The sequence below is a fragment of the Pricia mediterranea genome (assembly GCF_032248455.1).
In the GTDB taxonomy this organism is placed as follows: Bacteria; Bacteroidota; Bacteroidia; order Flavobacteriales; family Flavobacteriaceae; genus Pricia; species Pricia mediterranea.
Genome location: NZ_JAVTTP010000001.1, coordinates 3000688 through 3026783, shown reverse-complemented (window position 1 = coordinate 3026783; position 26096 = coordinate 3000688). Strand labels below are relative to the sequence as shown.

The 26096-nt window shown below is 46.6% G+C and carries 23 protein-coding genes and 1 tRNA gene; 11 read left to right on the top strand and 13 right to left on the bottom strand.

Annotation, left to right across the window (positions count from 1 at the left end; genetic code table 11):
* Window positions 1-43 precede the first annotated feature (43 nt).
* The 3 genes from RQM65_RS12345 to RQM65_RS12335 all read left to right on the top strand — a co-directional run bounded on the left by RQM65_RS12345 (window position 44) and on the right by RQM65_RS12335 (window position 3972).
* Complete coding sequence (locus RQM65_RS12345) at window positions 44-1156, top strand: cytochrome c oxidase subunit II (protein ID WP_314015400.1); 1113 nt, start codon at window positions 44-46, stop codon at window positions 1154-1156.
* 57 nt (window positions 1157-1213) lie between these two features.
* Window positions 1214-3043, top strand: a complete 1830-nt coding sequence (locus RQM65_RS12340; RefSeq protein WP_314015398.1) for a cytochrome c oxidase subunit I — start codon at window positions 1214-1216, stop codon at window positions 3041-3043.
* A 233-nt stretch (window positions 3044-3276) separates the two neighbouring features.
* Window positions 3277-3972 carry a protein-L-isoaspartate(D-aspartate) O-methyltransferase gene (locus tag RQM65_RS12335; protein WP_314015396.1) on the top strand — a complete coding sequence of 232 codons (696 nt, stop codon included), beginning with the start codon at window positions 3277-3279 and terminating at the stop codon, window positions 3970-3972.
* Here the strand turns inward: RQM65_RS12335 and RQM65_RS12330 are convergent.
* Window positions 3931-5859, bottom strand: coding sequence for a M61 family metallopeptidase (locus RQM65_RS12330; RefSeq protein WP_314015394.1), 1929 nt, complete (start codon window positions 5857-5859; stop codon window positions 3931-3933). The genes RQM65_RS12335 and RQM65_RS12330 overlap by 42 nt on opposite strands.
* A 182-nt stretch (window positions 5860-6041) precedes the next feature.
* Between RQM65_RS12330 and pyrH the strand changes: the two genes are divergently transcribed.
* The gene (pyrH, locus tag RQM65_RS12325) at window positions 6042-6749 is read left to right on the top strand and encodes a UMP kinase (protein WP_314016831.1); all 708 of its coding nucleotides are present in this window, start codon (window positions 6042-6044) and stop codon (window positions 6747-6749) included.
* Window positions 6750-6828: 79 nt separating this feature from the next.
* On the top strand, window positions 6829-7383 hold the full coding sequence (gene frr, locus RQM65_RS12320) for a ribosome recycling factor (RefSeq protein WP_314015393.1): 555 nt from the start codon (window positions 6829-6831) through the stop codon (window positions 7381-7383).
* Between the two features lie 252 nt (window positions 7384-7635).
* Here the strand turns inward: frr and RQM65_RS12315 are convergent, their stop codons facing one another.
* The gene (locus RQM65_RS12315) at window positions 7636-8079 is read right to left on the bottom strand and encodes a hypothetical protein (RefSeq protein WP_314015391.1); all 444 of its coding nucleotides are present in this window, start codon (window positions 8077-8079) and stop codon (window positions 7636-7638) included.
* 506 nt (window positions 8080-8585) lie between these two features.
* Here RQM65_RS12315 and RQM65_RS12310 point away from each other — a divergent pair.
* The 4 genes from RQM65_RS12310 to RQM65_RS12295 all read left to right on the top strand — a co-directional run bounded on the left by RQM65_RS12310 (window position 8586) and on the right by RQM65_RS12295 (window position 14614).
* Complete coding sequence (locus RQM65_RS12310; RefSeq protein WP_314015389.1) at window positions 8586-10970, top strand: efflux RND transporter permease subunit; 2385 nt, start codon at window positions 8586-8588, stop codon at window positions 10968-10970.
* A 101-nt stretch (window positions 10971-11071) separates the two neighbouring features.
* The gene (gene asnS, locus RQM65_RS12305; protein WP_314015387.1) at window positions 11072-12505 is read left to right on the top strand and encodes an asparagine--tRNA ligase; all 1434 of its coding nucleotides are present in this window, start codon (window positions 11072-11074) and stop codon (window positions 12503-12505) included.
* 40 nt (window positions 12506-12545) lie between these two features.
* Window positions 12546-14009, top strand: a complete 1464-nt coding sequence (gene rpoN / locus RQM65_RS12300) for an RNA polymerase factor sigma-54 (protein WP_314015385.1) — start codon at window positions 12546-12548, stop codon at window positions 14007-14009.
* Window positions 14009-14614 carry a hypothetical protein gene (locus RQM65_RS12295; RefSeq protein ID WP_314015383.1) on the top strand — a complete coding sequence of 202 codons (606 nt, stop codon included), beginning with the start codon at window positions 14009-14011 and terminating at the stop codon, window positions 14612-14614. The genes rpoN and RQM65_RS12295 overlap by 1 nt, the downstream gene beginning before the upstream one ends.
* Window positions 14615-14657: 43 nt before the next feature.
* Here the strand turns inward: RQM65_RS12295 and RQM65_RS12290 are convergent, their stop codons facing one another.
* The 8 genes from RQM65_RS12290 to RQM65_RS12255 all read right to left on the bottom strand — a co-directional run bounded on the left by RQM65_RS12290 (window position 14658) and on the right by RQM65_RS12255 (window position 20154).
* On the bottom strand, window positions 14658-15350 hold the full coding sequence (locus tag RQM65_RS12290) for a porin family protein (protein WP_314015382.1): 693 nt from the start codon (window positions 15348-15350) through the stop codon (window positions 14658-14660).
* An 82-nt stretch (window positions 15351-15432) separates the two neighbouring features.
* Window positions 15433-15915 carry an ExbD/TolR family protein gene (locus RQM65_RS12285; RefSeq protein ID WP_314015380.1) on the bottom strand — a complete coding sequence of 161 codons (483 nt, stop codon included), beginning with the start codon at window positions 15913-15915 and terminating at the stop codon, window positions 15433-15435.
* A gap of 21 nt (window positions 15916-15936) precedes the next feature.
* Complete coding sequence (locus RQM65_RS12280) at window positions 15937-16563, bottom strand: ExbD/TolR family protein (RefSeq protein ID WP_314015379.1); 627 nt, start codon at window positions 16561-16563, stop codon at window positions 15937-15939.
* Window positions 16564-16579: 16 nt separating this feature from the next.
* Window positions 16580-17020 carry a hypothetical protein gene (locus tag RQM65_RS12275; protein WP_314015377.1) on the bottom strand — a complete coding sequence of 147 codons (441 nt, stop codon included), beginning with the start codon at window positions 17018-17020 and terminating at the stop codon, window positions 16580-16582.
* A 29-nt stretch (window positions 17021-17049) separates the two neighbouring features.
* Window positions 17050-17817 carry a MotA/TolQ/ExbB proton channel family protein gene (locus tag RQM65_RS12270; protein WP_314015375.1) on the bottom strand — a complete coding sequence of 256 codons (768 nt, stop codon included), beginning with the start codon at window positions 17815-17817 and terminating at the stop codon, window positions 17050-17052.
* A gap of 245 nt (window positions 17818-18062) precedes the next feature.
* Window positions 18063-18150, bottom strand: a tRNA-Ser gene (locus RQM65_RS12265).
* A 127-nt stretch (window positions 18151-18277) separates the two neighbouring features.
* Window positions 18278-19297 (bottom strand): asparaginase, encoded by a 1020-nt coding sequence (locus RQM65_RS12260; RefSeq protein ID WP_314015373.1) that lies wholly within the window; start codon window positions 19295-19297, stop codon window positions 18278-18280.
* Window positions 19298-19386: 89 nt separating this feature from the next.
* Complete coding sequence (locus tag RQM65_RS12255; protein ID WP_314015372.1) at window positions 19387-20154, bottom strand: TatD family hydrolase; 768 nt, start codon at window positions 20152-20154, stop codon at window positions 19387-19389.
* A 28-nt stretch (window positions 20155-20182) separates the two neighbouring features.
* Between RQM65_RS12255 and RQM65_RS12250 the strand changes: the two genes are divergently transcribed.
* Entirely contained in the window at window positions 20183-20626 is a 444-nt protein-coding gene (locus RQM65_RS12250; RefSeq protein WP_314015371.1) for a retropepsin-like aspartic protease family protein, read from the top strand.
* 53 nt (window positions 20627-20679) lie between these two features.
* Here the strand turns inward: RQM65_RS12250 and odhB are convergent, their stop codons facing one another.
* Together odhB and RQM65_RS12240 are read right to left on the bottom strand one after the other, a co-directional pair.
* Window positions 20680-21981 (bottom strand): 2-oxoglutarate dehydrogenase complex dihydrolipoyllysine-residue succinyltransferase, encoded by a 1302-nt coding sequence (gene odhB, locus RQM65_RS12245; protein ID WP_314015370.1) that lies wholly within the window; start codon window positions 21979-21981, stop codon window positions 20680-20682.
* Between the two features lie 182 nt (window positions 21982-22163).
* Window positions 22164-25016 carry a 2-oxoglutarate dehydrogenase E1 component gene (locus RQM65_RS12240; protein ID WP_314015368.1) on the bottom strand — a complete coding sequence of 951 codons (2853 nt, stop codon included), beginning with the start codon at window positions 25014-25016 and terminating at the stop codon, window positions 22164-22166.
* A gap of 143 nt (window positions 25017-25159) precedes the next feature.
* Between RQM65_RS12240 and RQM65_RS12235 the strand changes: the two genes are divergently transcribed.
* Window positions 25160-25654: an alpha-ketoglutarate decarboxylase gene (locus tag RQM65_RS12235; RefSeq protein WP_314015367.1), complete on the top strand. Its 495-nt coding sequence runs from the start codon at window positions 25160-25162 to the stop codon at window positions 25652-25654.
* 9 nt (window positions 25655-25663) lie between these two features.
* Here the strand turns inward: RQM65_RS12235 and RQM65_RS12230 are convergent, their stop codons facing one another.
* The gene (locus RQM65_RS12230) at window positions 25664-26011 is read right to left on the bottom strand and encodes a hypothetical protein (RefSeq protein ID WP_314015365.1); all 348 of its coding nucleotides are present in this window, start codon (window positions 26009-26011) and stop codon (window positions 25664-25666) included.
* Window positions 26012-26096 lie beyond the last annotated feature (85 nt).

Below are 26096 nucleotides of genomic sequence, written 5' to 3'. Positions count from 1 at the left end.
GGTAATTGTTGAGTAATTTTAACGCATAATAGTAGAGCATACGATGACTACAGTTTTGATTTTAGCGGTGTTGATCTTAGTGGCCATTGCCATTTGGCAAATGACGAAAATATTCGAATTGTCACAACTCAAGGCCGAAAGTTCTCAAATAGCGAACGACTCCGATAACAACACCAACGGATATCTTCTTTTCGCTTTTCTGATCTTTATCTACGGCATTACCATCTTCAGTTTTTGGAAATATGGTAATACCTTGTTGCCGGAAGCAGCATCTGAACACGGTGAGGAATATGACTCCCTGATGCTCGTATCCATGATTATCATCTTTTTTGTTCAGACCATAACACAGGCACTTTTGCATTACTTCGGATATAAGTATCGAGGAAAAGAAGGCAAAAAAGCACTGTTTTATGCCGACAACGACCGATTGGAGTTTATCTGGACCATTATTCCTGTTATTGTTTTGGCCGGACTGATACTGTGGGGGCTCTATGCCTGGACGAACATCATGAGTATCGATGAAGAAGACGACCCCTTGATTGTCGAACTTTACGGACAACAATTTAACTGGACTGCCAGATATGCAGGAGAAGACAATGTACTTGGCCTGGCCAATGTCAGAATGATCGATATCAATAAGGCGAACATTCTCGGTATCGATGAATCCGACACCTATGCAGCTGATGATATCATCGTAAAAGAGCTTCATCTACCGGTGGGAAGAAAGGTAAATTTTAAGATCCGTTCGCAAGATGTGCTGCACTCCGTCTTCATGCCACACTTTCGCGCGCAAATGAACGCGGTACCCGGTATGATTACCCAGTTCTCCTTTACACCGACCATCACTACGGCAGAGATGCGACAGAAATCGGAAATCATCGAAAAGGTGAAAAACATCAATGATATTAGAAAAGAACGGGCGGCAAATGGAGAGGATAACTCCGATCCTTGGGAATTCGATTATGTTTTATTGTGTAACAAAATTTGCGGGAAATCGCACTACAACATGCAAATGAAAATTATCGTTGAGAGCCAAGAAGACTATCAGGCCTGGATGGCCGATCAGAAAACTTTCAAGGAAAATGTCATGGGCGATGATTCCGAATCCGAGCCTGACATGGCGGAAACCGCCTCGACCGAAGCGCAAGGACGATAGTCTTTTTGCAATGAAAAAAAGCTAGAAAAAGTAAAGTAACAAACTAAAAAAAAAAATATGTCTGTAAGTGCGAATACACACATAGCCGATGATAATGCTCATGACGAGCATGCCCACCATCATAAGGAGACTTTCATCACAAAGTACGTCTTCAGTCAGGACCATAAAATGATCTCTCGACAGTTTTTAATCACGGGGCTCATCATGGGGGTTATAGGCATCGCTATGTCACTGTTGTTCAGAATGCAATTAGCATGGCCTGGCGAATCTTTCGCAGTATTCGATGCTTTGTTGGGAAAGTGGGCACCGGATGGCGTCATGGATGCCGACGTTTATTTGGCGCTGGTTACCATACACGGTACCCTGATGGTCTTTTTCGTGCTTACCCAAGGTCTGAGTGGAACCTTCAGTAACCTATTGATTCCCCTTCAGATCGGCGCGCGCGATATGGCGTCGGGGTTTTTGAACATGATCTCCTACTGGTTGTTTTTCATCTCTTCGGTTATCATGCTAGGCTCTTTGTTCGTTGAAGCGGGGCCCGCCGCTGCCGGATGGACCATATACCCTCCGCTGAGCGCGTTGCCCATGGCACAGCCGGGTTCCGGTTGGGGGATGACCCTGTGGCTGATTTCCATGGCGATTTTTATCGCATCATCGTTAATGGGCTCCCTGAATTACATAGTGACAGTTATCAATTTGAGAACCAAAGGAATGTCGATGACGCGCCTGCCCTTGACCATCTGGGCCTTTTTTGTCACGGCCATTATCGGGGTAGTCACCTTCCCGGTACTTTTATCGGCCGCCCTCCTATTGATTATGGACCGAAGTTTTGGTACTTCTTTTTTCTTGTCGGACATTTTTATCCAAGGTGAGGTATTGCATTATCAAGGTGGATCACCCGTACTTTTTGAGCATCTGTTCTGGTTTTTGGGGCACCCGGAAGTATATATTGTCATCTTACCTGCTATGGGTATCGTATCCGAAGTATTGGCGGTCAACGCCCGAAAGCCTATTTTTGGATATCGCGCTATGATTGCGTCTATATTGGCCATCGCCTTTTTATCTACAATCGTTTGGGGCCACCATATGTTCGTGTCCGGCATGAATCCGTTCTTGGGCTCCGTCTTTACCTTTACGACACTTTTAATCGCCATTCCTTCGGCGGTCAAGGCTTTTAACTGGATAACTACCCTCTGGAAAGGCAACCTACAATTGAATCCTGCTATGCTGTTCTCCATAGGTATGGTCTCTACTTTCATAACCGGGGGACTGACCGGTATTATCGTAGGTGACAGTACCCTTGACATCAACGTACACGACACTTATTTTGTGGTAGCCCACTTTCACTTGGTTATGGGGATATCGGCACTCTACGGGATGTTCGCCGGTATTTATCACTGGTTCCCTAAAATGTTCGAGGGCAGGTTAATGAATAAAAATATGGGATATATCCATTTTTGGATTACCGCTATCGGATCATATGGTATCTTTTTCCCGATGCATTTCGTTGGAATGGCGGGCGTTCCACGACGCTATTATGAGAATACCGCCTTTCCGATGTTCGACGACCTTACCGATATTCAGGTACTTATGACCGTATTTGCACTGATTACCGCGGGGGCCCAATTGATTTTCGCCTATAATTTCGTACATAGTATCTTCTACGGGGAAAGAGGTCCAAAAAATCCATGGAAGGCAACGACCTTGGAATGGACGGCACCGCAAAAACACATTCACGGCAACTGGCCGGGGGCCATACCTGAAGTACACCGCTGGGCCTACGATTACAGTAAAGTCGATGAAAACGACGAATACATACTTCCAGGTCAGGATTTCGTACCCCAGACAGTTCCTTTGCAAAAAGATGAAGAAGAACTCAGTCATTGACGTACTGAATCAAATCACGCTCTTAAATTAAAGAAGCCATCCCAAAATACTCGGAGATGGCTTTTTTCGTATCCTTCCGTTGCCATTTAGATGATTCCCGAGGTTGTCATGAAGAATACCTCTCCAAAAAATGATGAGGCCCACGGCATTTTCCTATTGCTCGTTTTTCAAATTTTACTTATATTATATGGAGGCAGTATGACTTAATGGGTATAACCTTTAATAAGAAAGGCATGTATAGACTATTTACTACCTTACTCGTACTATTTATAACAGTATCAAGCCTCGGTCAGACAGATTACAAGCTACAAAGGGCACATATGGTCGAAAAACAACTAAAGAATAGGGGCATAACCGACAGGCCAACATTACAGGCGATGTCAAGAGTACCGCGTCACGAATTTGTACCAGATCGGTTGAAAGGGGATGCCTATGACGACGGCCCGCTTCCCATCGGAGAAGGACAGACCATTTCGCAACCCTACATCGTGGCATTTATGACCCAATCGTTAAACCTCAAACCCAGTGATAAAGTGCTTGAGATAGGAACTGGCTCAGGGTACCAGGCCGCAGTGTTAGCCGAGATCGTGGATTCTGTTTACACCATCGAAATCGTCGAAAAGCTGGGCCATAGGGCCGAAGACCTACTACAAAGGTTGGAATATAGCAATGTCTATGTCAAAGTCGGTGACGGCTACGGCGGTTGGCCGGAAAAAGCACCCTTTGACGCCATCATCGTCACCGCTGGCGCGGAGGAGGTTCCCCCGCCACTTTTGGAACAACTCAACGAGGGAGGTCGCCTTATTATACCCAAAGGAGCTCAAGGTTCAGTGCAACAATTGATATTGGCCACAAAATCGAAAAACAAAATAAAGACGGAAAAACTATTACCGGTCCGATTCGTTCCCTTTACCCGGGACCAAGATTGATATCGCTTGCGATTTCAACCAAGCCTCTCGCAGTAGCGCCTGATTGGGACTGACGTTCTCTACGGGCACGATGGTTCCTACTTCGAGCATCGGCGTACCCACCTCTCCCTCGAGCTTCACCGCTTCATCCCCGCGTCGAACGGTCATGCTGATTTTCGAATCGGGAGACCACGAAAAGCTTTCCCCGATGATAGGTCGCATAGATTCCAATGTTATCGGTACTCCGTTAATGCTTTCTATCACATCTCCCCCTTTTGCTCCCAAATCGGTAAAAAAGCTATTGAGCGGAATACCCTTACGCACGAAGACCGCATTGTTTTTGGTCGGATCGATATCGATAAAAGGTTCTTGTCCGTCAAGAAAATATCCGGTCTGTTTCTCGGATCTTTCCATCTTAAGTCCGACTTTGGCCAGGTAGGTGTCGTAATCGATCGGGGTGTTGCCAATAACATGGGCATCAAAAAACCCGCGTATTTCCGGATAGGTCATCGCAACGATTTCATCGATCAATTCGTCGTCTTCGAACGGCCTATCCTGTCCGTATTTTTTTGATAGCTCTTTCATGAGCCATAAGACTCCGTTTTCACCGTTGCTCAATTCCCGCAGCTCGATATCCAAAGCCATATTGATCAAAGCACCTTTCTCGTAAACATTTGCATAATTCTTTTCGTAGGGCTTTTCAAGAATATTGCGGCTCATGGTCGTAAACGACATGGCATCGTCGTAGGCTTTCGCGTTGGTAATTTTATCCATCATCCGTTGGTAAAATTCCGCTTCATCGATCAGTCCCTGCTGTACCTGAAAAAGGTTTGCGAAATATTCGGTCGTACCTTCATACATCCAAAGATGGCGTGACATTTTGGGGTCGTTAAAATCGAAATCATGAACTTCTTTTGAATGTATGTTAAGCGGTGTTACCGTGTGAAAAAACTCATGCGAAACCACATCGATCATGGCCTGCTCCAATCGATCTTTCGGCATGGCCTCGGGCAATACCACCGTAGTGGAAGTATGGTGCTCCAAGGCACCGAACCCCCCGGCATCGGTGGAGTCCCACTTAGAAAGATACAGCAGGATATCGTATTTTTTAGTACTGTTGATATCGCCTAAGAAGGCTTTTTGGGCCGACATCATCCTTTCCATTTTATCCTTAAGGTCCGATGCCTTATAGACGTCGTTGGGAGAATACACGCTTAATGTAACTTTGATATCATCCAGGTGAAACGACTCGGTGTTGGGTTCGGCGTATAAAATAGGGTTGTCGATAACTTCGAAATAGCGGCTGGCCGTGAAAACATCCATTTCGGGATACGTATCGGTCGGCCCTGCCATAGGCAAGGTCGTCGTGGGCTTGAGGTTTTCGGGCACACTGATCTTGATCTCATAGGGCACTTCCTTGAAGCCGTTAAAATATCCGATAAAGCCGTGCAGGTTGAGCATGAAATTCTCATCCTTTAAAATATTCGTTCCAGCCGGGGAAAACACCGCGTTTTCGGTTTTCGATTCCATGTCGTAGGTATCGTTCACGTAATAGGTAAGCTTGTCCAACTTTTTGGCATTGGATATTAACCAGGTGTTTTCGTCCGATTTTGTGACTTCGAGCTCCTTTCCGCCATAATCCAAGGCCTTCAGGTCTTCGATATACTGTCCGTAATTATCGGTACTGTAGGTGCCTGGGACCGTTTTGGGAATATGAAAGGTAACCTCATCAGTGGAAAAGCTCCCGGGGTCTATAGAAACCATGACCTTATCGTCGATGACATTCTTAAGGTCCAGGGAAGTGCGAATCGGAGTCTTATCGGCCGTAACCAAGCCTCTGGTCGATCCGCAGCTGTAAAAGGCGATAGCGGTCAAGGTCAGTAACACCAAATTTTTAAAACTGTTCATTTACTGTTAAATTTATGCGGACATCCGCTTTACAATTAATCCATGCAAGATTATAAATTTTAGGAGAAACCCGCGGTATGATTGGCAAAGAATTAAGGAGACGGACCATCGAACTCCCGTCCCATTTTCTTCGGTACCACAAACAATTTTTGACTATTTTTGCTGCAAAGAAATCGTTTCGGATGCAATATAAGAGGATACTTTTAAAACTCAGCGGAGAGGCTCTGATGGGCGAAAAGCAATACGGGATCGATCCCAAACGGCTCGCGGAGTATGCCGAGGAAATCAAGAAAGTAGCGGACAAAGGAGTAGAAGTTGCCATCGTCATCGGAGGCGGAAACATATTTCGGGGAGTTGCGGGCGCGGCTACCGGTATGGATCGTGTGCAAGGTGACCATATGGGCATGTTGGCCACCGTCATTAACGGCCTGGCCTTACAAAGCGCCTTGGAAACCACAGGGGTCCAGACCCGATTACAATCTGCAATACACATCAACGAAGTGGCAGAACCCTTTATCCGGCGAAGGGCGTTGCGCCATCTAGAAAAAGGACGCGTCGTCATTTTTGGCGGAGGAACCGGGAATCCGTATTTTACAACGGATTCGGCAGCCGTATTACGCGCCATCGAAATCGAGGCCGATGTGATCTTAAAGGGAACCCGGGTAGACGGCATCTACACTTCCGATCCCGAAAAGGATAAAGATGCCACCAAATTCGATTCGATTTCCTTTGCAGATGTGCTTTTAAAGGGCTTAAAAGTTATGGATACCACCGCTTTTACCCTAAGTCAAGAGAACGAACTGCCTATCGTAGTGTTTGACATGAACAAGAACGGTAACCTTTTGAGATTGGTAGAAGGCGAGAATATCGGGACGGTCGTAAATCTTTGATTGGGTTACCAAGCCGATCGGGGATATTATTTTTATCGATAGAACATTCAAGATATTTAGCTATTATTATATTTGAGTTATGAACGAAGAAGTACAGTTTATATTAGATACCGCTAAAGAAGGTATGGCAGGCGCCATCAAGCATTTGGAAAAGGAGTTTATGAAAATCCGTGCCGGCAAGGCCAGTCCCGCGATGTTATCATCGGTGATGGTCGAATACTACGGTTCGGAGACACCACTTTCACAAGTTTCCAATATCAATACCCCCGATGGCCGTACCATTTCGGTACAGCCTTGGGAAAAGAATATGTTACAACCGATCGAAACCGCGATCATGAATGCCAATCTGGGGTTCAATCCTATGAACAACGGCGATTTTGTAATTATTAACGTACCCCCGTTGACGGAAGAACGCCGGGTTCAATTGACCAAACAGGCCAAGGCCGCTGCGGAAGAGGCCAAGATCGGAGTGCGCAATTCCCGGCAAGAAGCCAACAAAGACCTCCGGGACCTGGATATATCCGAAGATCTGCGCAAAAATGCCGAAGTAGATGTACAGGAACTTACGGACACCTACAGTAAAAAAATCGATGTCTTTTTAGAAGCCAAGGAAGCGGAAATTATGAAAGTATAGGACGAGATAACTGCACCTTAGATTTTCCTATAATGGTCCAACTTGCTCGCGGCCGAGTTCAGACTCGATTATACTATCTTTATCTATAAGGCCAATCAACCGCCTTACCTAATAAACACGAGCCGCCGCTCGTTCATTTCTCCTTTCTGTACTAATAACATGTAATATCCGGTGGGCACGTCTCCGACTTCCAGTGGGTTATTGGGGGTGTCTAAGGACTTGATCGAGAATCTCAAACTTTACCGTTACCGGTTATCCGGCACTAGCGGCGCCCCGGTCTTCGGCATAAGCGATAGCGGTCAAGGTATTGGTGCCGAGATTGGCTATCCATGGCCAATAATCGCAATTGGAATTCCCACCAATAGCATAGACAGGAACATTTTCTGTATGGTAGTTTGCCTCGCCTTGATAATCAAAGACGACACTCTCGGCATCTGCGGAAGGTTCGGCCCTAATGTCCAGATTGGAAGTGCCGTTATTTTTGTGATTAAAACCTCCGCCTTCGATAATCTCGCCAATATCTTGGTCCGTATCCGCATTGACCAACATCAAGCCTTGAACGACCCGGCCAGAAGAGTCTCCCCCGACCTGGTCGGTAGAATTGACGGAAAGGGAATTGGTGTCCAATAGAGTATCTGCCCCGTTAGGGGAAGCGTATACCTTACCCGCAACACTATAAGTTCGAAGATCTGGCACCCAAGGCTTATAATCGTCACCATTTTTTCCGGCCAGGGCAGAGCGAAATTTGTTTTCGCTCTGCCCTGGGCTCTGTTCAATTCGAAGACAAGGCTTCCTACAGGCCCCGAAGTATTTGCCCGGTACCAGGTTGATTGGTTGCCAGATTTGAATAAAAAGTTGAGATTGGATCCAGATTAAAATTTCGAGGAAACCAGTGCTCGTATAGCTTCCAATTTACATTTTTTAGAAATTTGAGTTGGGCGAAAAATCGATGTAGATAGTTTGATTTTGCCCGTGGTCAGAACTTAAAAAAGAAAACAACCTATCAATAGTTGGCTCAAACCTATCGTGTTTACCATCCTGTTTTTCATTACTGTGAGGCATTTTTTGTTTAAAATTAAGAAAACTAGTGTTTACAGTTCTCAGCAGCATCCTGTCCATGGCTAGTATATTCAAATATTCCGCCGCTCTAGGAACAATCCCCGTCATTCCCTACCTTTGCCCTCGGCAAAAAACGCAGCGCATTGGCAAACTTTACGAGGGGCTTTTGGGAAAAAACAGCGAACATCATTCTCCGGAACCGGATTCTGATTTTGGTCCTGGTCGCCGCCTTTACCGTTTTCTTGGGGCTGCAATGGAAAAACATGCGTTTTAGTAATTCGCAGGCCAACCTTTTGCCCGATCACCATCCCGTAAACCTGGAGTACGAGGCCTTCCTCGAAAAATTCGGCGAAGAGGGCAATGCTATCGTATTCGGCATCAGGGATTCATCGTTGTTCACCCCTTCCAAACTGAACCGCTGGAACAAGTTCAGTAAGCAATTGGACGCCTTTCCCGAAATCGATTTCGTACTTTCCCTCGACAACCTTCAAGAACTAAAAAGGGACACTACCGACCAGAAGTTCGTGCTAGAACCGCTTATTACCTCCCAAATTAGGACCCAAACGCAGCTCGATTCCCTTAAAGACCATCTCTTTAACGAGCTCCCCTTTTACGACAATCTGCTCTTCAATAGGGAGAGCGGCACCATACGCACCGTTGCCAATCTGGATAAGGAAATCGTAAACACCTCGGTCAGAAAGGATTTCATTCTGCAGGAAATCAATGACCTGGTCAGAGACTTTGAAGCGGACACCGGACTCGATGTACACGTATCGGGCATGCCCTACATCCGGACGATGAATTCCCAAAGTATCATCGACGAGATCGGTAAGTTTATCGGGGCGGCACTTTTGGTGACCTCATTGATTTTCTTTTTCTTCTTTCGAAGTTTCCGGGCTACGTTCATCTCGATGTGCGTGGTAATAATCGGGGTGATGTGGGCCTTTGGTATTTTGGGCTTGTTGCAATATGAAATCACGGTGCTGACCGCGCTCATACCGCCCCTGATCATCGTCATCGGGATCCCCAACTGTATTTTCTTGATCAACAAATACCAGCAAGAAGTCAAAAAACACGGGAACCAGGCACTTTCATTGCAAAGGGTCATTTCAAAAATCGGGAATGCGACCTTGATGACCAACATGACCACGGCCTCGGGCTTTGCGACGTTCATCATCACCGATAGCCACTTGTTAAAAGAGTTCGGCATCGTTGCTTCCCTGAACATTATCGGTATTTTTATTCTCTCGCTATTGATCATCCCCATCGTCTATAGCTATTTGTCGCTGCCGAAAACCCGACATTTAAAGCACCTGAACAAAAAATGGATCGATGCCTTTGTGAATAAGATGGAATATTTTGTTCGGCACCAGAGAATTGCGGTTTACATTGTGGCCCTAAGCCTTTTGATTGCTAGTATTATCGGCATTTACCAAATTAATATTTCCGGTAGCCCAATAGAAGACATGCCCAAGAACGCCCAGTTCTTTAAGGACATCCGGTTCTTTGAAAGAGAGTTCGACGGTATCATGCCCATTGAGATCGTTATCGATACCAAGAGGCCGAAAGGGGTGATGAATGCGGGCAACTTGAATAAAATCGATCGACTGGACGAGGTGATTACCGAGATACCCGAACTCTCCCAACCCCTTTCCGTGGTAAATCTGGTTAAATATTCGAAGCAGGCCTTCTATAACGGCATCCCCAAATACTACCAGCTTCCCACCAAACAAGAGACGAATTTTATTTTGAGCGTTGCCCAAAAATCGGCGGGCAACAATAACCTTCTTAAAAATTTTGTTGACAGTACGGGGCAGACTGCACGGGTCACCACGTTTATACAGGACGTAAAGACCGATAGAATGGAAGAAATTATAAACCGGTTGTCCGAGAATTTGGACAAGTTTTTTCCACCTGATCGCTATGAAACATATATGACGGGCAGTGCCCTATTGTTCTTGAAGGGCACAAAATATTTGGTGAAGAACCTCGTTCTTTCCCTAACCTTTGCCATCTTTTTAATCGCCCTGTTTATGGCCTACCTGTTCCGATCGTTCCGGATGATTATCATATCCCTGATCCCCAACCTGCTCCCTTTACTCATTACCGCCGGGGTCATGGGTTTTATAGGCGTGCCCATCAAACCCTCGACCATCTTGGTCTTCAGTATCGCTTTTGGTATCTCGGTGGACGACACCATTCACTTTTTAGCAAAATACCGGCAAGAATTGATCGTGAACCGTTGGCAAATCAAAAAATCGGTCTATGCGGCCCTGCGAGAGACCGGGGTGAGCATGTTCTACACCTCCATCGTACTCTTTTTTGGATTTTCGGTCTTTATCATATCCGATTTTGGCGGTACGGTCGCCTTGGGCTCCTTGGTATCGGCCACCTTGCTGTTCGCGATGCTATCGAATCTTGTTCTTCTTCCCTCCCTTTTGCTATCCCTGGAAAGAAACATTGCCAGCAAAAAATATCTCAAAGAGCCCCAAATCGATATCCTCCCCAAGGACGAAGAACGCAAATGAACGTCCTTCAGAACGTTTTATCCAAAGAATTAATCCCACATCAAAATCGGATGTTTTTCCCCAATATCCTATCTTTGGGGGCTAATTTGAAGTAAGCCACAATGAAATCGACAAGTGTAAAAGAACTACTTTCCAAAAGCCTGCTGTTACAGGAAGTGAGTGTAAACGGATGGGTGAAGACCTTCCGCAGCAACCGTTTTATTGCCCTTAACGACGGATCGACCTTGGCCAATATTCAATGTGTGGTGGATTTCGAAAAACTCGATCCGGCGCTCTTAAAACAGATAAATACCGGCGCGGCCCTTAAAGTATCGGGAACGTTGGTCGAAAGCCAGGGAAGGGGCCAGAGCGTAGAGATACAGGTATCGGATATTTTTGTACACGGAGGTTCAGACCCAGAAAAATATCCCATTCAGCCGAAGAAGCATTCCCTTGAATTCTTGCGCGAAAAGGCCCATTTACGCATCCGCACCAATACCTTTGCCGCGGTCATGCGCGTCCGGTCCGCCCTGTCGTTCGCCATTCATCAGTATTTTATCGAAAACGGATTTTATAACCTTCACTCCCCCGTCATAACCGGATCCGATGCCGAAGGTGCCGGCGAGATGTTCAGGGTCACCACCTTGGATGGCCAAGAGCCGCCGTTAAACGAAGACGGATCGATAAACTTCAAGGAAGATTTCTTTGGAAAGGAGACGAATCTGACCGTATCGGGGCAACTTGAGGCGGAAGCCTATGCGATGGCCCTAGGGAAGGTGTACACATTCGGCCCGACCTTTAGGGCAGAAAACTCAAATACTTCGAGGCACTTGGCCGAGTTTTGGATGGTGGAGCCCGAGGTCGCTTTTTATGATTTGGACGACAATATGGACCTGGCGGAGGATTTCATCAAAAAGGTCATTCAATATATCTTAAAGCACTGTCAAGAAGATCTAAAATTCTTGGAAAAACGCCTTTTGGACGAAGAAAAATCCAAACCCCAAGCCGAACGCAGTGCCATGCCTTTGATCGAAAAGCTGAAATTCGTATCCGAAAACACCTTTCAACGGCTGACTTACACCGAGGCCATCGACATCTTGAGGAACAGTAAGCCCAATAAAAAGAAAAAATTTCAATACACCATCGACGAATGGGGCGCTGATCTGCAAAGCGAGCACGAGCGGTACTTGGTAGAAAAGCACTTTAAATGTCCCGTTATCCTCTTCGATTACCCTGCAAAAATCAAGGCGTTCTATATGCGTTTAAACGAAGACGGTAAGACCGTGCGGGCCATGGATATATTATTTCCAGGAATCGGGGAAATTGTCGGAGGCTCACAGCGAGAGGAACGCCTAGAGGTCTTAAGAGAAAAAATGGCCGCCCTTCACATTCCCGAAGAAGAACTCTGGTGGTATCTCGACCTGCGAAAATTCGGAAGTGCGGTACACAGTGGCTTCGGACTCGGTTTTGAACGCCTCGTACTCTTTGCCACGGGTATGGGCAACATTAGGGACGTGATTCCCTTTCCCAGGACGCCCCAGAATGCCGAGTTCTGATCGGAATTGACTAACTTTATAGTGCAAGATTTTAGCCCTGATGTTAAAACAACACCTACAATTTAAGCTTTCACAAAAACTATCTCCGCAGCAGATACAGCTGATGAAGCTGATTCAGCTGCCCACACAGGCATTCGAACAACGGCTCAAGCAAGAGCTCGGAGAGAATCCGGCACTCGAGACGGGCAAGGAGGCCTCGGACTCGGCAGAAGATGCCTATGACGACCTTTACGAAAACGACGATTCGGGGGATAATGAGACCATCGATACGGAGGATATCAATATCGATGAATACCTCAGCGACGACGAAATTCCCGATTACCGCACAAAAGCGAACAATTACAGCGCGGACGATGACGATAAAAACATACCTTACGCGGCTGGTATCTCTTTTACCCGGTACTTGCTCAACCAACTTAATACGGTGTATCTCAGTGAAGAAGAGTGGGGCATCGCAGAGTTCCTAGTTGGAAGTGTCGATGAAAGCGGCTACATCCGAAGGCCTCTTTCCGATATTCTTGACGATCTTGCCTTTACCCAGAACATTTATACCGATGAAGAGACCATCGAAAAAGTACTCAAAATCGTTCAAAGTCTTGATCCGCCGGGTGTTGCCGCCCGTTCACTTAAGGAGTGCCTTATCATTCAGCTCGAAAGAAAAGAGCCCGACCCGGATATAGAGCTGGCCATTGCCATATTGGATAGATCTTTCGATCAGTTTACCAAAAAACATTATAAAAAACTCTTGCAAAAACACGGCATTTCGGAAGATCAGCTCAAGGGTGCCATTTCCGAAATCGAACGTTTAAACCCCAAGCCGGGCGGCTCTTACGCAGGCAATAACCGTATTGTAGAACACGTAGTGCCCGACTTTTCCATTCGTATCGTAGATGGCGAGCTCGAACTCACCCTCAACGGCCGAAATGCGCCGGAGCTACACGTATCCCGCGAATACAGCAACATGCTCAAAGGATATAAGGAGGCAAAGAAAAAAACAAAATCGCAGAAGGACACCGTACAATTCATCAAGCAAAAACTAGACGCTGCCAAATGGTTTATCGACGCCGTGCGCCAACGACAGCAAACCCTTTTCGTTACGATGAGCTCTATTATGAACTATCAAAAAGAATATTTTTTGACCGGGGACGAGCGCAATCTTCGCCCTATGATCTTAAAGGATATTGCGGATGAAATCGACATGGACGTATCTACCGTGTCCCGAGTGGCCAACAGTAAATACGTGGACACTCCTTATGGCACCAAACTCATCAAGGAATATTTTTCCGAATCCATGAAGAACGATCAAGGAGAAGAGGTCTCTACAAGGGAAATAAAAAAAATATTGGAAACGGTAATCAAGGAAGAACCAAAGAAAAAACCTCTTACCGACGACAAGCTGGCCGCAATTCTCAAGGAAAAAGGGTACCCGATAGCCCGACGCACTGTGGCAAAATATCGGGAGCAACTGGATATTCCCGTGGCACGCTTGCGTAAGAAAATTTGATGAAGATCGTCGCCAAGGTAATATCCTATCTATCCCATCCGTTGTTCGTTCCTATAGCTGGGGCGGGGACGTACTTTATCACAACGCCTAAATACAACCCTGATGGTCTTCAGGATTCTGTTTTGCTGCCCCTCTTCATTCTTACCGTCATTATTCCTATCATTGCTTATTTCATTCTGAGGAATATCGGGATAATCAGTGGGGTGTTCATGCCTACCCTCAAGGAACGCAGGTATCCCCTGTATATCCACATCACGCTACTCTTTATTGTGGTTTTAAAAGTGGTCCCTTTCCCTTATGTACCCGAACTTTATTATTTCTTCCTAGGCCTTATTGCTGCTGCCATGACTGCACTAATACTACTGTTTTTAAGGCAAAAGGTGAGCCAACATCTCATGGGTATGGGTAGTTTGTTCGTTTTCCTGGTATGTCTGAGCATACACTTCGAGAAAAATAGCATCCTAGCCATTAGCCTGTTGGTTTTTTCCATCGGTCTTGTAGCTACGTCTCGCCTCTATCTAAAAGCACATTCAAGAACAGAATTAATCATAGGATTCTTCGTGGGACTGCTCTCCCAGACCGTAATGCTCAAGTTTTGGCTATAGTTCCAAGGCTAACTTGGACATTTTGATCATTGAACATTCCGACTTATAGGATGTAGAAAATAAGGCCGACCCGAAGTGGCCTTATCGATAGCTCCGACCCCCCAAGCATGGTATTATCCTCAAAGAGTCCATTTAGCGCATAATACGCATGTAAATTGAAGGTATTGTAACCAAAATTAAAGGTCAGGCCATATTGAAATTTACGGATATCGTGGTTGTAGAACGACTCCTTTAGGTCTTGTGATGCATATTTCGAGCGTCCTCCGAACACGTATCCCAGCTTAACCCCGACATAAAGTCTCCAAAATTTATAATCGACAGCATTGGAGTTTCGCAACCGAAATTCGATCGGCACCTCTAACATATGAGTCTCGACCTTGTTTCTTTTTAAATTATCAACGTCGGCTATTACGGAATACTCAAAACTGTCATGGGTTTCTATGGCCCGAAGGTTGGAGTAATAGGAGTAAATCCCATATCCCAGACCGATTCCAAATGCCGTTGTACGCTTTTCATTTATGGGAATATCTTTTATTATACCTGCCTGAAGACCATAGGACAGATTCCGTTGATTCACGTTGTCGGGAATATCAATTAAAAAATTATAGGTCAGTCCTATATAAAATTGGTCCTCGAGGTACTTGGCATCCCGCAGGGTAGAATCGGGATAGACCTGCCCGAAAGACAAGAAGACAGACAACAAAAACGTACCGAGCCAAAACTCTTTAACTACCATATCCCTTTCCAACTAAAAAGGGTGCTTCGGACCGTCGGTCCGAAGCACCCTTCTCCTAAATTATCATAATCGACTTAGTCTACTATTGCAAATTAGTGAAGGCATCACCCTCGTACGTAGTATAATTGACCTTTAAGGCGTTTACCTTACGCAATTCCTGTTTAATATCGGAGATAAGTCCCATATTTGCACTTTTATCGACCTTAAGGGCTATAGTGAGCACATTTTGAAGTTCTTGTGATTTTTTAGCGCGCTCCTCCAAAACATAGTTACCGACATCGGAAGGTGATGAAAATTTATCGTTCAACTGAATACGCGCCTCATCACCGAATTTAGCGGTATACTGAGATGTGGGCTTTCCGACATAGATATATATTATCCGGTCTTTTTTCTCCAATTTCTTGGTCTCGCTTGCGTTTGGCAAAGTATTCTCGACCTTGAGCGTATTATCTTTCATAACGGTTACCGTCATGAAAAAGAACAATAGCATAAAAACGATATCAGGCAACGAAGCTGTATTCACCGCTGGCAAACCGGCATCTTTTTTCTTTGCAAACTTTGACATATCGAACTTATTTAAACTTGATTAATTCGTAGATGAGGTTTCAGCTTCCGATAATTTTTGCGGAAATAGTTCTTGTATCCGCTGGACCTTCTCCTTTAATTCATCCTTCACACTGGAAGGAGTTTCGGGATTTAAGTAATCGGCTTCCATGTCGGTAAAATCCCTACCGTACAATCGTTGCGCCTCTCGATTTCTCAATTCATTGTAAGCTCCGACAAGTTCATTTTGAACTGTTATATAGGTAGCATACTTCGTTTCTCGATCGTTCTTCAAGGAAATAATGGCCTTGGTGGGGTTATCCGAGGAGTCGGGACTGCGCCTTCCTTTACAATAACTGCAGAATTCCGGCGATCCTGAGGGGGCGCCCCCGTTATCCAAAAAGGCAACCGCTTTTTGGCGCAAATTCTTGATGTCGGTGATTTCCTCCTCGACCAAAAGTTGACCGTTACGGTTGATGTTCACCGTAAAAATATTCTTCTCCTTGATTATCGGCGGATTTTCTGTTGGCGGCTCAATGGGTGGCAACATCCGATCTAATCCCGCGTCCGTTTCAATGGTCGTGGTGACCAAGAAAAATATCAACAGTAAAAACGCAATGTCGGCCATTGAGCCTGCATTTACCTCTGGTGGTGCTCCTCTTCTAGGCATAGTTTCTAAATTTTAATTACTTCGTCGCTTTTCTGATTGCGCCCCAAATCATTCCTCCTACAGCGATAATCACCAAAATAAAAAATACGTTGATTCCAGCGCCTATCCTTTTAATTGTAGTCTCGGAGGTCTCGATACCACGGTCGGCCATTTCAGGAATGCTGACGTCGGTTCCATCGGCCAACACATATCCGATGGCCACGACCAAAAGGAACCCGACTACAACGAAAATGGTTTTTTTAATGCTCGCCGGGTTGGCAAAAAGGTGAATTATCGAAAAAATAAGACTCGCCGCAGCCGCAATACCCAACAAAATAAAGGTAATCCAAAACATAGCATTAAGGGCTCCATTTTGTGTGGCCTGACTTACCGGGGCATCGGAATCGGGCAGCATGAACCACAGTACGGCACCGGCCAAACCTACAAGTATCAATAGAATCTTTACAATTTTATTCATGATCTAATCTCTTTTATAGGTTTCTAGGTTTACTTCTTTACAACAACATCCCTTCTGTAATCGACCAACATGTCGATCAATACAATGGAGGAATCTTCCATATCGTTTACGATACTATCGATTTTGGCAATTATGTAGTTGTAAAAAATTTGAAGTATAATCGCTGTAATAAGTCCGAATACCGTGGTCAATAACGCAACCTGGATATCACCTGCGATAAGCGAGGCACTCAAGTTACCTACCGCACTAATCTTTTGGAAAGCCTGAATCATACCGATAACCGTACCCATGAACCCAAGCATGGGCGCGATAGCTATAAAGAGGGACAACCAAGAAACATTTTTTTCCAACTGACCCATCTGGACACCGCCATAGGCGACAACTGCTTTCTCGGCATTGTCAACACCTTCATCGGCCCTATCCAGACCTTGGTAATAAATCGAGGCAACGGGACCCTTTGTATTTCTACAGACCTCTTTGGCTGCTTCGACTCCCCCGGATGCCAATGCATCTTCGACCTGCTGCTTAAGCTTACTGGTATTGGTGGTGGCCATATTCAAATAAATAATACGCTCAATTGCCACGGCCAGACCGAGGATCAAACAAAGTAGAACGATGCCCATAAAGCCGGCACCACCTTGAATGAACATTTCCTTAAGCACCTGGGTAAAGCCTTTGTCAGCTTCTTCAGGGGCGGCATCTTGAAGCATCGTTGCAGTGGTTGCCATTGCATTTACAGTGTTCGTGCCCACTACAAACAAACCACCTGCGGCTAGGATAGAGAATAATTTTTTCATTTTTTCAAGCTTAAATTAGTTATTTAATAGGGTTAAAGATAAAAAAAAATCACAATAAAAAAAGTAAAAGCGCTTTGAAGGAGCAAAGTGACGATCATGTTCCAATACGGTTCAGAACAAGAACCTTTTATTGACGCGGGCTCGCTTTCCATAGCCCTCACCGTAGTTTACCTACACATATGGAACTAAACTACGAAGAATTTCAGAATAAACTAATTTCTATCCTAAAATTCTTTTTGACTTTGCAGAGAGGAAGGGATTCGAACCCTCGATACACTTTTGGTGTATACACACTTTCCAGGCGTGCGCCTTCGACCACTCGGCCACCTCTCTATTGGTCGTCAACTTAGCTTGAGCTAACGATTGGGCAAATAACGAAAAAAATGTTGGTTGGTAAAATTTAATCCGAAATTTTATTCGATATATTCCCAAATCATAGCGAGTCAGCGGTTCTCGGTCCTTATTGCATCTCCCCTCGCAAGGGCGTTTCGAAAACCGTTTTAAACAATCTGCCACTAATTTCATTACCTAAAAGATACATCAATTTGGTAATGGCCGCTTCTGTAGTAATGTCTTTTCCGTCGATTACCTGCAGTTTCTCAAGTTGCTCACTGGTCTGATATTGGCCCATTTGTACGCTTCCCCCCGAGCACTGGGTTACATTAACAATAAACAGGCCCCTTGTCTTCGCTTTTTTCAGGCTCTCGACAAACCAGTCCTCCGTCGGGGCATTACCCGCTCCATAAGTCTCCAATACCAAGGCCTTGAGCCCGGGGATGTTCAACACGCCCTCGAGCATGGCCACATCGATTCCCGGAAAAAGTTTTAGTACGGCCACGTTTCGATCCATCTTAGTGTGTACCTTGAACCTTTTACTTCGCGTATCGCGGTATAAATTGGCTTCGAAAACATTGAGGTGCACCCCCGATTCGACCAAGGGCGGATAGTTAAGGGAGGCAAAGGCCTGAAAATGCTCGGCATTTATCTTCGTCGTCCGATTGGCCCTATACAATTTGTATTCGAAGTAGAGGCCGACCTCCCGAACCACCGATTGGCCATTCTTGCGCAGCGCCGCAATCTGGATCGAGGTAATCAGGTTTTCCTTGGCATCGGTACGCAAATCCCCGATAGGCAATTGCGAGCCGGTGAAGATAACCGGCTTGGCCAGATGCTCTAACATAAAACTCAATGCCGAGGATGTATAGCTCATCGTATCGCTACCGTGCAGCACGACAAACCCGTCATAGCGATTGTAATGCTGTTCGATCAAAGTAGCGATCTTGACCCAATGCGAGGGATTCATGTTCGATGAATCGATAGGCTTTTCAAAAGACACCGTCTCGATATAACAGTCCAATTGCTGCAGTTCGGGAACATATTTAAGCAGCTTGTCGAAATCGAAATTCTTTAGCGCTCCGGACGCATAGTCCTTGACCATACCGATGGTGCCGCCAGTGTATATTAAAAGAATGTTGGTCATCTCAAAAGTTCAAGTTTCATGTTTCAAGTCCAAGCGCAAATTTCAGGTGCCAGTGCATTTCGCACTCACCTACAAGTTTTTTTGCAAGCCTAGATGCCGAAGACTTCCGTGGAATTCTTCGTCGTGACCTCGGCAATTTCTTCTTGGGATAGACCGTAGATATCCGATAGCTTTGCCAAAATAGGGATTAGGTAGGCACTTTCGTTCCGTTTTCCGCGGTATGGGGCGGGTGCTAGATAGGGCGCATCGGTTTCCAGCACAATGTTTTTCAGGGGGATTTGATTCAAGAATTTATCGATTTTGCCGTTCTTAAAGGTGGCCACCCCCCCGATACCCAGCTTCATATTGTAGGATAGTGCCTGGTGTGCCTGCCCCAGAGTACCGGTAAAACAGTGGAAAATTCCGAACAGGTCCTCGTCTTTTTCGCTTTCTAAAACTTCGAAAATCTCATCGAAGGCATCCCGGCAATGAATAACGATGGGGAGCTGATGTCTTTTAGCCAGCTTGATCTGAAATCGGAAGGCCTCCCGTTGCTGCTTTAGAAAAGTATGGTCCCAATACAGGTCGATACCGATTTCCCCCACGGCATAACATTGATGTTCTGCAAGCATCTTTTCGACATGTCGAAGCTCTTCCCTAAAGTTGTCCTTGGTATGGGTGGGATGCAACCCCGCCATCAAAAACATGTTTTTGGGATAATCGTCCCTCAGCTTTAGCATCGCTTCGGTGTAGGTGGAATCGATGGCGGGAATAAAAAAACGTTCGATGCCCTGTTCCAGGGCATTTTTAATAACATCCGCGCGATCATCGTCGAAGGCTTCGCTGTACAAATGGGTATGTGTATCGGTTAGTACCATACCGCAAAAATAGACTTATATTCGCTGAATGACATCTCTCAAGAAGTTTTTGAAAAAGAAGAAATACGTCAAGATTCCCCTGGAGCTGACCGAAACGAACCATTTTGCGATTACGGCAAAGGTCAACGGTATAAAAGGGCGCTTTATTTTGGACACGGGAGCTTCCAATACCTGCGTCAGCTTTGACAAAATCGAGTTTTTTAAGCTGACCTCCGAGGAGTCGAAAATCAAGGCCGCCGGTGCCGGGGCAACCAATATGGAGACCTTGATATCCACCAAAAACCGCATTAAAATCGGTAAATGGAAGACCAAAAAACTGCAGATCGTGCTATTCGACATGATACATGTCAACGAGGCCCTGACCGCTCATAAAGCACCGAGGGTGGACGGTATTATCGGCGCCGATGTACTTTTAGAGGCCGGGGCGGTCATCGATTACGGAAAAAGTCGCCTTTACCTAAAGCGTTCCTAGCTCTTACAGCAAATCGGTAGGGTAATCCATACGCCCTTATCTCGCCGCTCTCCTTACATCTCCAGCGCCTTCTCCACATTACCGTCCATCAACAGTTCCTCGGGGTTTTCCAAAGCCTCCTTGATGGCGACCAGGAACCCGACGGATTCCTTACCATCGATGATACGATGGTCGTAGGAGACTGCTACGTACATAATAGGGGCTACCGCGATAGCACCATCTACCGCAATCGGGCGTTCCACTATGTTGTGCATGCCGAGAATGGCACTCTGCGGGGGGTTGATAATTGGAGTGGACAGCATTGATCCGAATACGCCCCCATTGGTAATGGTAAAAGTACCGCCTGTCATTTCATCGACGGTGATTTCCCCTTCGCGTGCGCGCATGGCCAAGCGTTTGACTTCGGACTCAATACCCCGGAAGGTCAAGTTTTCGGCATTTCGGATAACGGGAACCATCAATCCTTTCGGACCCGAAACGGCAATACTGATATCGTAGAAATCGTAGGAAATCATTTCCTTGCCATCGATCATGGAGTTGACCGTTGGATATTCCTGTAACGCCCTTACCACCGCTTTGGTAAAGAATGACATAAAGCCGAGCCCTACCCCATGCTTTTCCTTAAAATCTTCCTTATAATTTTTGCGCAGCTCAAATATCGCGGACATGTTGACTTCGTTGAACGTGGTCAACATCGCGGTCTCGTTTTTTACATCGACCAATCGCTCGGCGACCTTTCTGCGAAGCATCGAAAGCCTAGAACGGGTCTCGCCGCGATTGCCTCCGGTAGGGGACCCCATGGATGGCTTGGCATTGACCGCATCGTCTTTCGTAATACGTCCGTCTTTACCACTACCTCTTATGGATGAGGGATCGATATCTCTTTCGGCCAGTATTTTTTTGGCCGCCGGAGAGGCCGTTCCCGTAGCATAGGTTTCCTTGGTCCGTTTCGGCTGTGATGCCTTATCCTTATCGTCGGAATCCCCATCCGAAGCGGACGTCTCTTTTTGGTCCTTTTCCTTTTCTTCGGATGTTTCTTGCGATGCGTCCTTGTCCGAAGCCTTATCTGAATCCTTATTGTCCTCGTCCTTTTCGTCCGAACCGCCTCCGGACTTCTTGCCTTCGGTGTCGATCAGACATACTACCTCGCCAACCGCTACGGCATCACCGACCTCGGCCTTGAACGTAATCGTTCCGCTTTCCTCAGCGGGAAGCTCTAGAGTAGCCTTGTCCGAATCGACTTCGGCGACCGCTTGGTCCTTTTCCACATAATCACCTTCTTCGACCAACCACTCCGCTATCTCAACTTCTGTGATGGATTCGCCCGGCGAGGGGACTTTCATTTCTAAAATCATGCTCTTAATGTTTGCTTTATTATCCTATTCTTCTCGGACCGCTCCTTCTATTTGAAAGCGTTGCCCGCATCTCTTTCCCGTGCTGCTTTTTTTATAACGTTGCCCGATTCCGACTCTGAAACCCGACAATCCGAATCTCACAGATAGTTTTAACGGAACCGTGCAGCATACAGCATCCTGGCCTAAGCCTCTTCCCCCTCTTCCTTTGGCCTTGGTTTCGGCTTCGACATGTTGTTTTTGCTTTTATCGAACACATAATCGATGACCTGTTCGTGCCGCATTTTAGAGCGGACCGCACTACCGGCGGCGGGGGAGGCGTAAAACCGTCTCGAGGCTACCCTGAGCTTATGGGCATCCGGGAAATGCATCATCAGATGGCTCCATGCACCCATATTCCGGGGTTCTTCCTGGGCCCAGACAAAATCGTCGGCATTCCTATATTTTTTCATAAGATCTTTCATCTTCTGAAAAGGCAGTGGAAACAGCTGTTCAATGCGTATCAGGGCCACATCGTCACGCTCGTGCTCTTCCTTAACGGCCAAAAGGTCATAGTAGAATTTCCCGGTACAGAACACCGCACTTTTTATTTTTTTCACCTCCGCGGAAGCGTCATCGATAACGTCCTGAAAACTACCGTTTGCCAGTTCATCGACCGTAGATACCGCCTTCGGATGCCGCAAAAGGCTCTTGGGGGTGAAAATAATCAAGGGTTTCCTGAAATTGACTTTCATCTGCCGACGCAGGATGTGGAACATCTGGGCGGGCGTGGTGACATCGGCCACATACATGTTATCGCGGGCGCAGAGCTGCAAATATCTTTCCATACGGGCGGAGGAGTGCTCGGCTCCCTGCCCTTCGTAACCGTGGGGCAACAACATGACCAGCCCGTTCTGTAGCTTCCACTTGTCTTCGGCGGCCGAGATGTACTGATCGATCATGATCTGGGCACCGTTGCTAAAATCGCCGAACTGCGCCTCCCAGATGGTCAGGGTTTTCGGACTCGCCATGGCATAGCCATAGTCAAAGCCCACGACCGCGTATTCCGATAATAGGGAGTTATAGATTTGAAAACGGCCCTGACCTTCCGAAATGTGGTTCAATAGCATCACCTCTTCCTCGCTCTCCTCTACCTTCATCACCGCGTGCCGGTGCGAGAACGTCCCTCGCTCAATATCCTGTCCTGTCATCCGAACCTCAAAACCCTCTTCCAAAAGGCTACCATAGGCCAAGAGTTCGCCCATGGCCCAATCGAGCTTGTCGGTCTCAAAGAACCGCTTTTTACGGTCCTTCACCAATTTATCGACTTTCCGCAGAAACTTTTTGTCCTCGGGCAGCTCCGTAATCGTTTTGGCGACCTCGGTGAGCTTTTCTCTATCGTAGGTTGTATCTATTGGCGCCATCATCTCCCATTCACGAACGTTTTCAAAGCCTTTCCATTCATCGGCCATAAACGGGGTAATTTCCGTTGTGTCTTCTTTTCGCGAATCTTCCAGTTCTTCTTCGAGAAATGCCTTGTATTCCTTTTCCTGCGTTTCGACGAAGGCCTCATCGATCACCCCTTCCTTCAATAATTTTTCGGCATAGATGTCCCGCGGGTTCGGATGGTCGGCAATCGCTTTGTACAATTTGGGCTGGGTAAACCGGGGTTCGTCGCCCTCGTTGTGTCCGTACTTACGATATCCCAAGAGATCCAGAAAAATATCGCGGTTAAAGCGCATCCGGTATTCCAACGCCAAGAGCGAGGCATGGACCACCGCCTCGGCGTCATCGGAGTTGACATGTAACACGGGACTCAAGGTAACTTTGGCCACATCGGTACAGTAGGTAGAACTACGGCCGTCGAGATAATTGGTCGTAAATCCGATCTGGTTGTTGACCACGATATGTACCGTTCCGTTGGTACGATACCCTTCCAACTTTTCCATCTGTATCACCTCATAGACCACTCCTTGGCCGGCAATGGCCGCGTCACCGTGAACGATGATCGGAAGCACTTTCGAAAAGTCGTCGGGGAAATGGTCGTCCTGTTTCGCGCGGGCGATACCTTGAACCACAGCGCCCACCGCCTCTAGGTGCGAAGGGTTCGGGGCGATGTTCATATTGATCCGATTGCCGTTATCGGTCTTACGTTCTGAAGTCCATCCGAGGTGATATTTTACATCCCCGTCAAAGATTTCCTGTTCATAATCCTTTCCGTCGAACTCACTGAAAATGTCCCCGGCCGCCTTTCCGAAAATATTGGTCAGCACGTTGAGTCTTCCCCGGTGCGCCATTCCCATAACGAACTGTTGTACGCCCAGTTCCGCTGCGCGTTCGACCATGGCATCCAAAGCGGGTATCAACGATTCGTTACCTTCTAGGGAAAAGCGTTTTTGGCCCACATATTTAGTATGTAGAAAGCTTTCGAAAGAGACCGCTTGGTTCAGTTTTCTAAAAATACGCTTCTTATGTTCGTCGCTAAAATCGGGATGGTTGTCATTGACGTTCAAACGATCCTGTATCCATGCGATTCGTTCGGGGGTCCGCATGTACATGTACTCGACCCCAATGGCATCGCAGTAGATTCGTTTTAGGTGCTCGACAATCTCTCTCAGGGTATTGGTGCCGATTCCGATAATCTCACCGGCATTGAAAACCGTGTCCAAATCACTTTCAGAGAGTCCGAAATTCTCGATATCCAAGGTAGGCTCGTATTGCCTACGATCGCGAACGGGGTTGGTCTCAGTGAACAAATGGCCCCTGCTCCGGTACCCGTCTATAAGTCGGATAACCTGAAACTCCTTTTGCAGCGATTGCGGCATTTCCGCTTGTTGGCCGTTGCTGGACGTCACAGTATCGACTCGGGACTGCGTATCGGCGGTTCCCGGTGTGCCATAGACCTCGAGTTCGTCCAAGGCGCTCTCGGTTCCGAAATCAAAACCTTGAAAAAAAGCGCGCCAGCTGGGCTCAACGCTATCGGGGTTCTTAAGATATCTGTCATACAAATCCGCAAAAAAAGAAGCGTGTGCGGAATTTAGAAAAGAATACTTATCCATAAAAAAGTGCTCTGTCTTGCCAAGGGTTCAAATGGATACAAAAATACGACATTTAGTAAATATGGGCGTATCTTAGCGGCCATTCATACAAAGGAGGAAAGATAACGAATTAAATAGACCCTATGTGCCCAAAACGTATTTTTTTGAGCGTTTTTCTTGTGAGTGCCGTGTCGGTGTGTTCGGCCCAAAATCCATCCGGAAAGAACGACTTTTGGAGCCATATGCGTTATGGCGGCAATATCGGGCTTGGCTTTAACCAGGGCGGCTTCAACGCCTCGGTATCCCCGAGTGCCATCTACCGGTTCGACCGACGGTTTGCCGCGGGCACCGCCGTCACCTTCAATTACGCCAAATATGGAGACGCCCGGCGTATCGCCTATGGGGCGAGCCTACTTTCACTGTACAACCCCTTGCCTTATTTACAGCTATCGGCGGAGTTTGAACAGTTGCGGATCAACTACAAATTTGAGAACCTGCTCGCAAACAGGGAGAACAACTACTGGTCGCCGGCCCTGTTCTTCGGTTTGGGATACACCCAACAGTATTTTACGATCGGCATCCGCTACGACGTACTTTACGATAGCGGCGAAAGCATCTATGCCAATGCCTGGATGCCGTTCGTTCGGATATATTTCTAGGGATGTCTTTTAGGAATACTTCTGCTTCAACCAGACTTTCTGCAATTCCCGCTGCAAGATTAAAAAGGATACCTGGTCGGCCACTTCGACCACGTCGGTGACCTGAATGTCCTCAAAGGCTTTTTCGGGAACGTCAACGATGTAAAGCAAGTTCAGGTATTCGGGAAAGCGCTCCATGATCAAATGGTATATTTTTTCCCGAAGGACGGATTTTAGTTCATCGGGAGGAATCTTCGCATGCAGTTGGACGGGAACGTTCGCCAAACCAAAGTCCTTTTTCAACTGGGCCACCAATGGGGAATACAATTCGGCTTTCTGCGCATCTTGAAGCAGTATCGTGCTGTTGGGGAAGTTCATTACCATACTCTATGTACGGGAAAAGTTAGGGTTCGGTTCTTTGCGATTGTCCTACGGACCAAATCGGCGTACTTAGAACCAACCC

Excerpts from the sequence above, each read along its gene's own strand:
- RQM65_RS12230 (WP_314015365.1), bottom strand. The coding sequence starts at position 26,011 with ATGAACTTCCCCAACAGCACGATACTGCTTCAAGATGCGCAGAAAGCC.
- RQM65_RS12330 (WP_314015394.1), bottom strand. The coding sequence starts at position 5,859 with ATGAACAGTTTTAAAAATTTGGTGTTACTGACCTTGACCGCTATCGCC.
- RQM65_RS12275 (WP_314015377.1), bottom strand. The coding sequence starts at position 17,020 with ATGAATAAAATTGTAAAGATTCTATTGATACTTGTAGGTTTGGCCGGT.
- RQM65_RS12295 (WP_314015383.1), top strand. The coding sequence starts at position 14,009 with ATGAAGATCGTCGCCAAGGTAATATCCTATCTATCCCATCCGTTGTTC.
- RQM65_RS12260 (WP_314015373.1), bottom strand. The coding sequence starts at position 19,297 with ATGACCAACATTCTTTTAATATACACTGGCGGCACCATCGGTATGGTC.
- asnS (WP_314015387.1), top strand. The coding sequence starts at position 11,072 with ATGAAATCGACAAGTGTAAAAGAACTACTTTCCAAAAGCCTGCTGTTA.
- rpoN (WP_314015385.1), top strand. The coding sequence starts at position 12,546 with ATGTTAAAACAACACCTACAATTTAAGCTTTCACAAAAACTATCTCCG.
- RQM65_RS12240 (WP_314015368.1), bottom strand. The coding sequence starts at position 25,016 with ATGGATAAGTATTCTTTTCTAAATTCCGCACACGCTTCTTTTTTTGCG.
- odhB (WP_314015370.1), bottom strand. The coding sequence starts at position 21,981 with ATGATTTTAGAAATGAAAGTCCCCTCGCCGGGCGAATCCATCACAGAA.
- pyrH (WP_314016831.1), top strand. The coding sequence starts at position 6,042 with ATGCAATATAAGAGGATACTTTTAAAACTCAGCGGAGAGGCTCTGATG.
- RQM65_RS12285 (WP_314015380.1), bottom strand. The coding sequence starts at position 15,915 with ATGTCAAAGTTTGCAAAGAAAAAAGATGCCGGTTTGCCAGCGGTGAAT.
- RQM65_RS12255 (WP_314015372.1), bottom strand. The coding sequence starts at position 20,154 with ATGGTACTAACCGATACACATACCCATTTGTACAGCGAAGCCTTCGAC.
- RQM65_RS12290 (WP_314015382.1), bottom strand. The coding sequence starts at position 15,350 with ATGGTAGTTAAAGAGTTTTGGCTCGGTACGTTTTTGTTGTCTGTCTTC.
- RQM65_RS12340 (WP_314015398.1), top strand. The coding sequence starts at position 1,214 with ATGTCTGTAAGTGCGAATACACACATAGCCGATGATAATGCTCATGAC.
- RQM65_RS12250 (WP_314015371.1), top strand. The coding sequence starts at position 20,183 with ATGACATCTCTCAAGAAGTTTTTGAAAAAGAAGAAATACGTCAAGATT.
- frr (WP_314015393.1), top strand. The coding sequence starts at position 6,829 with ATGAACGAAGAAGTACAGTTTATATTAGATACCGCTAAAGAAGGTATG.
- RQM65_RS12345 (WP_314015400.1), top strand. The coding sequence starts at position 44 with ATGACTACAGTTTTGATTTTAGCGGTGTTGATCTTAGTGGCCATTGCC.
- RQM65_RS12270 (WP_314015375.1), bottom strand. The coding sequence starts at position 17,817 with ATGAAAAAATTATTCTCTATCCTAGCCGCAGGTGGTTTGTTTGTAGTG.
- RQM65_RS12280 (WP_314015379.1), bottom strand. The coding sequence starts at position 16,563 with ATGCCTAGAAGAGGAGCACCACCAGAGGTAAATGCAGGCTCAATGGCC.
- RQM65_RS12335 (WP_314015396.1), top strand. The coding sequence starts at position 3,277 with ATGTATAGACTATTTACTACCTTACTCGTACTATTTATAACAGTATCA.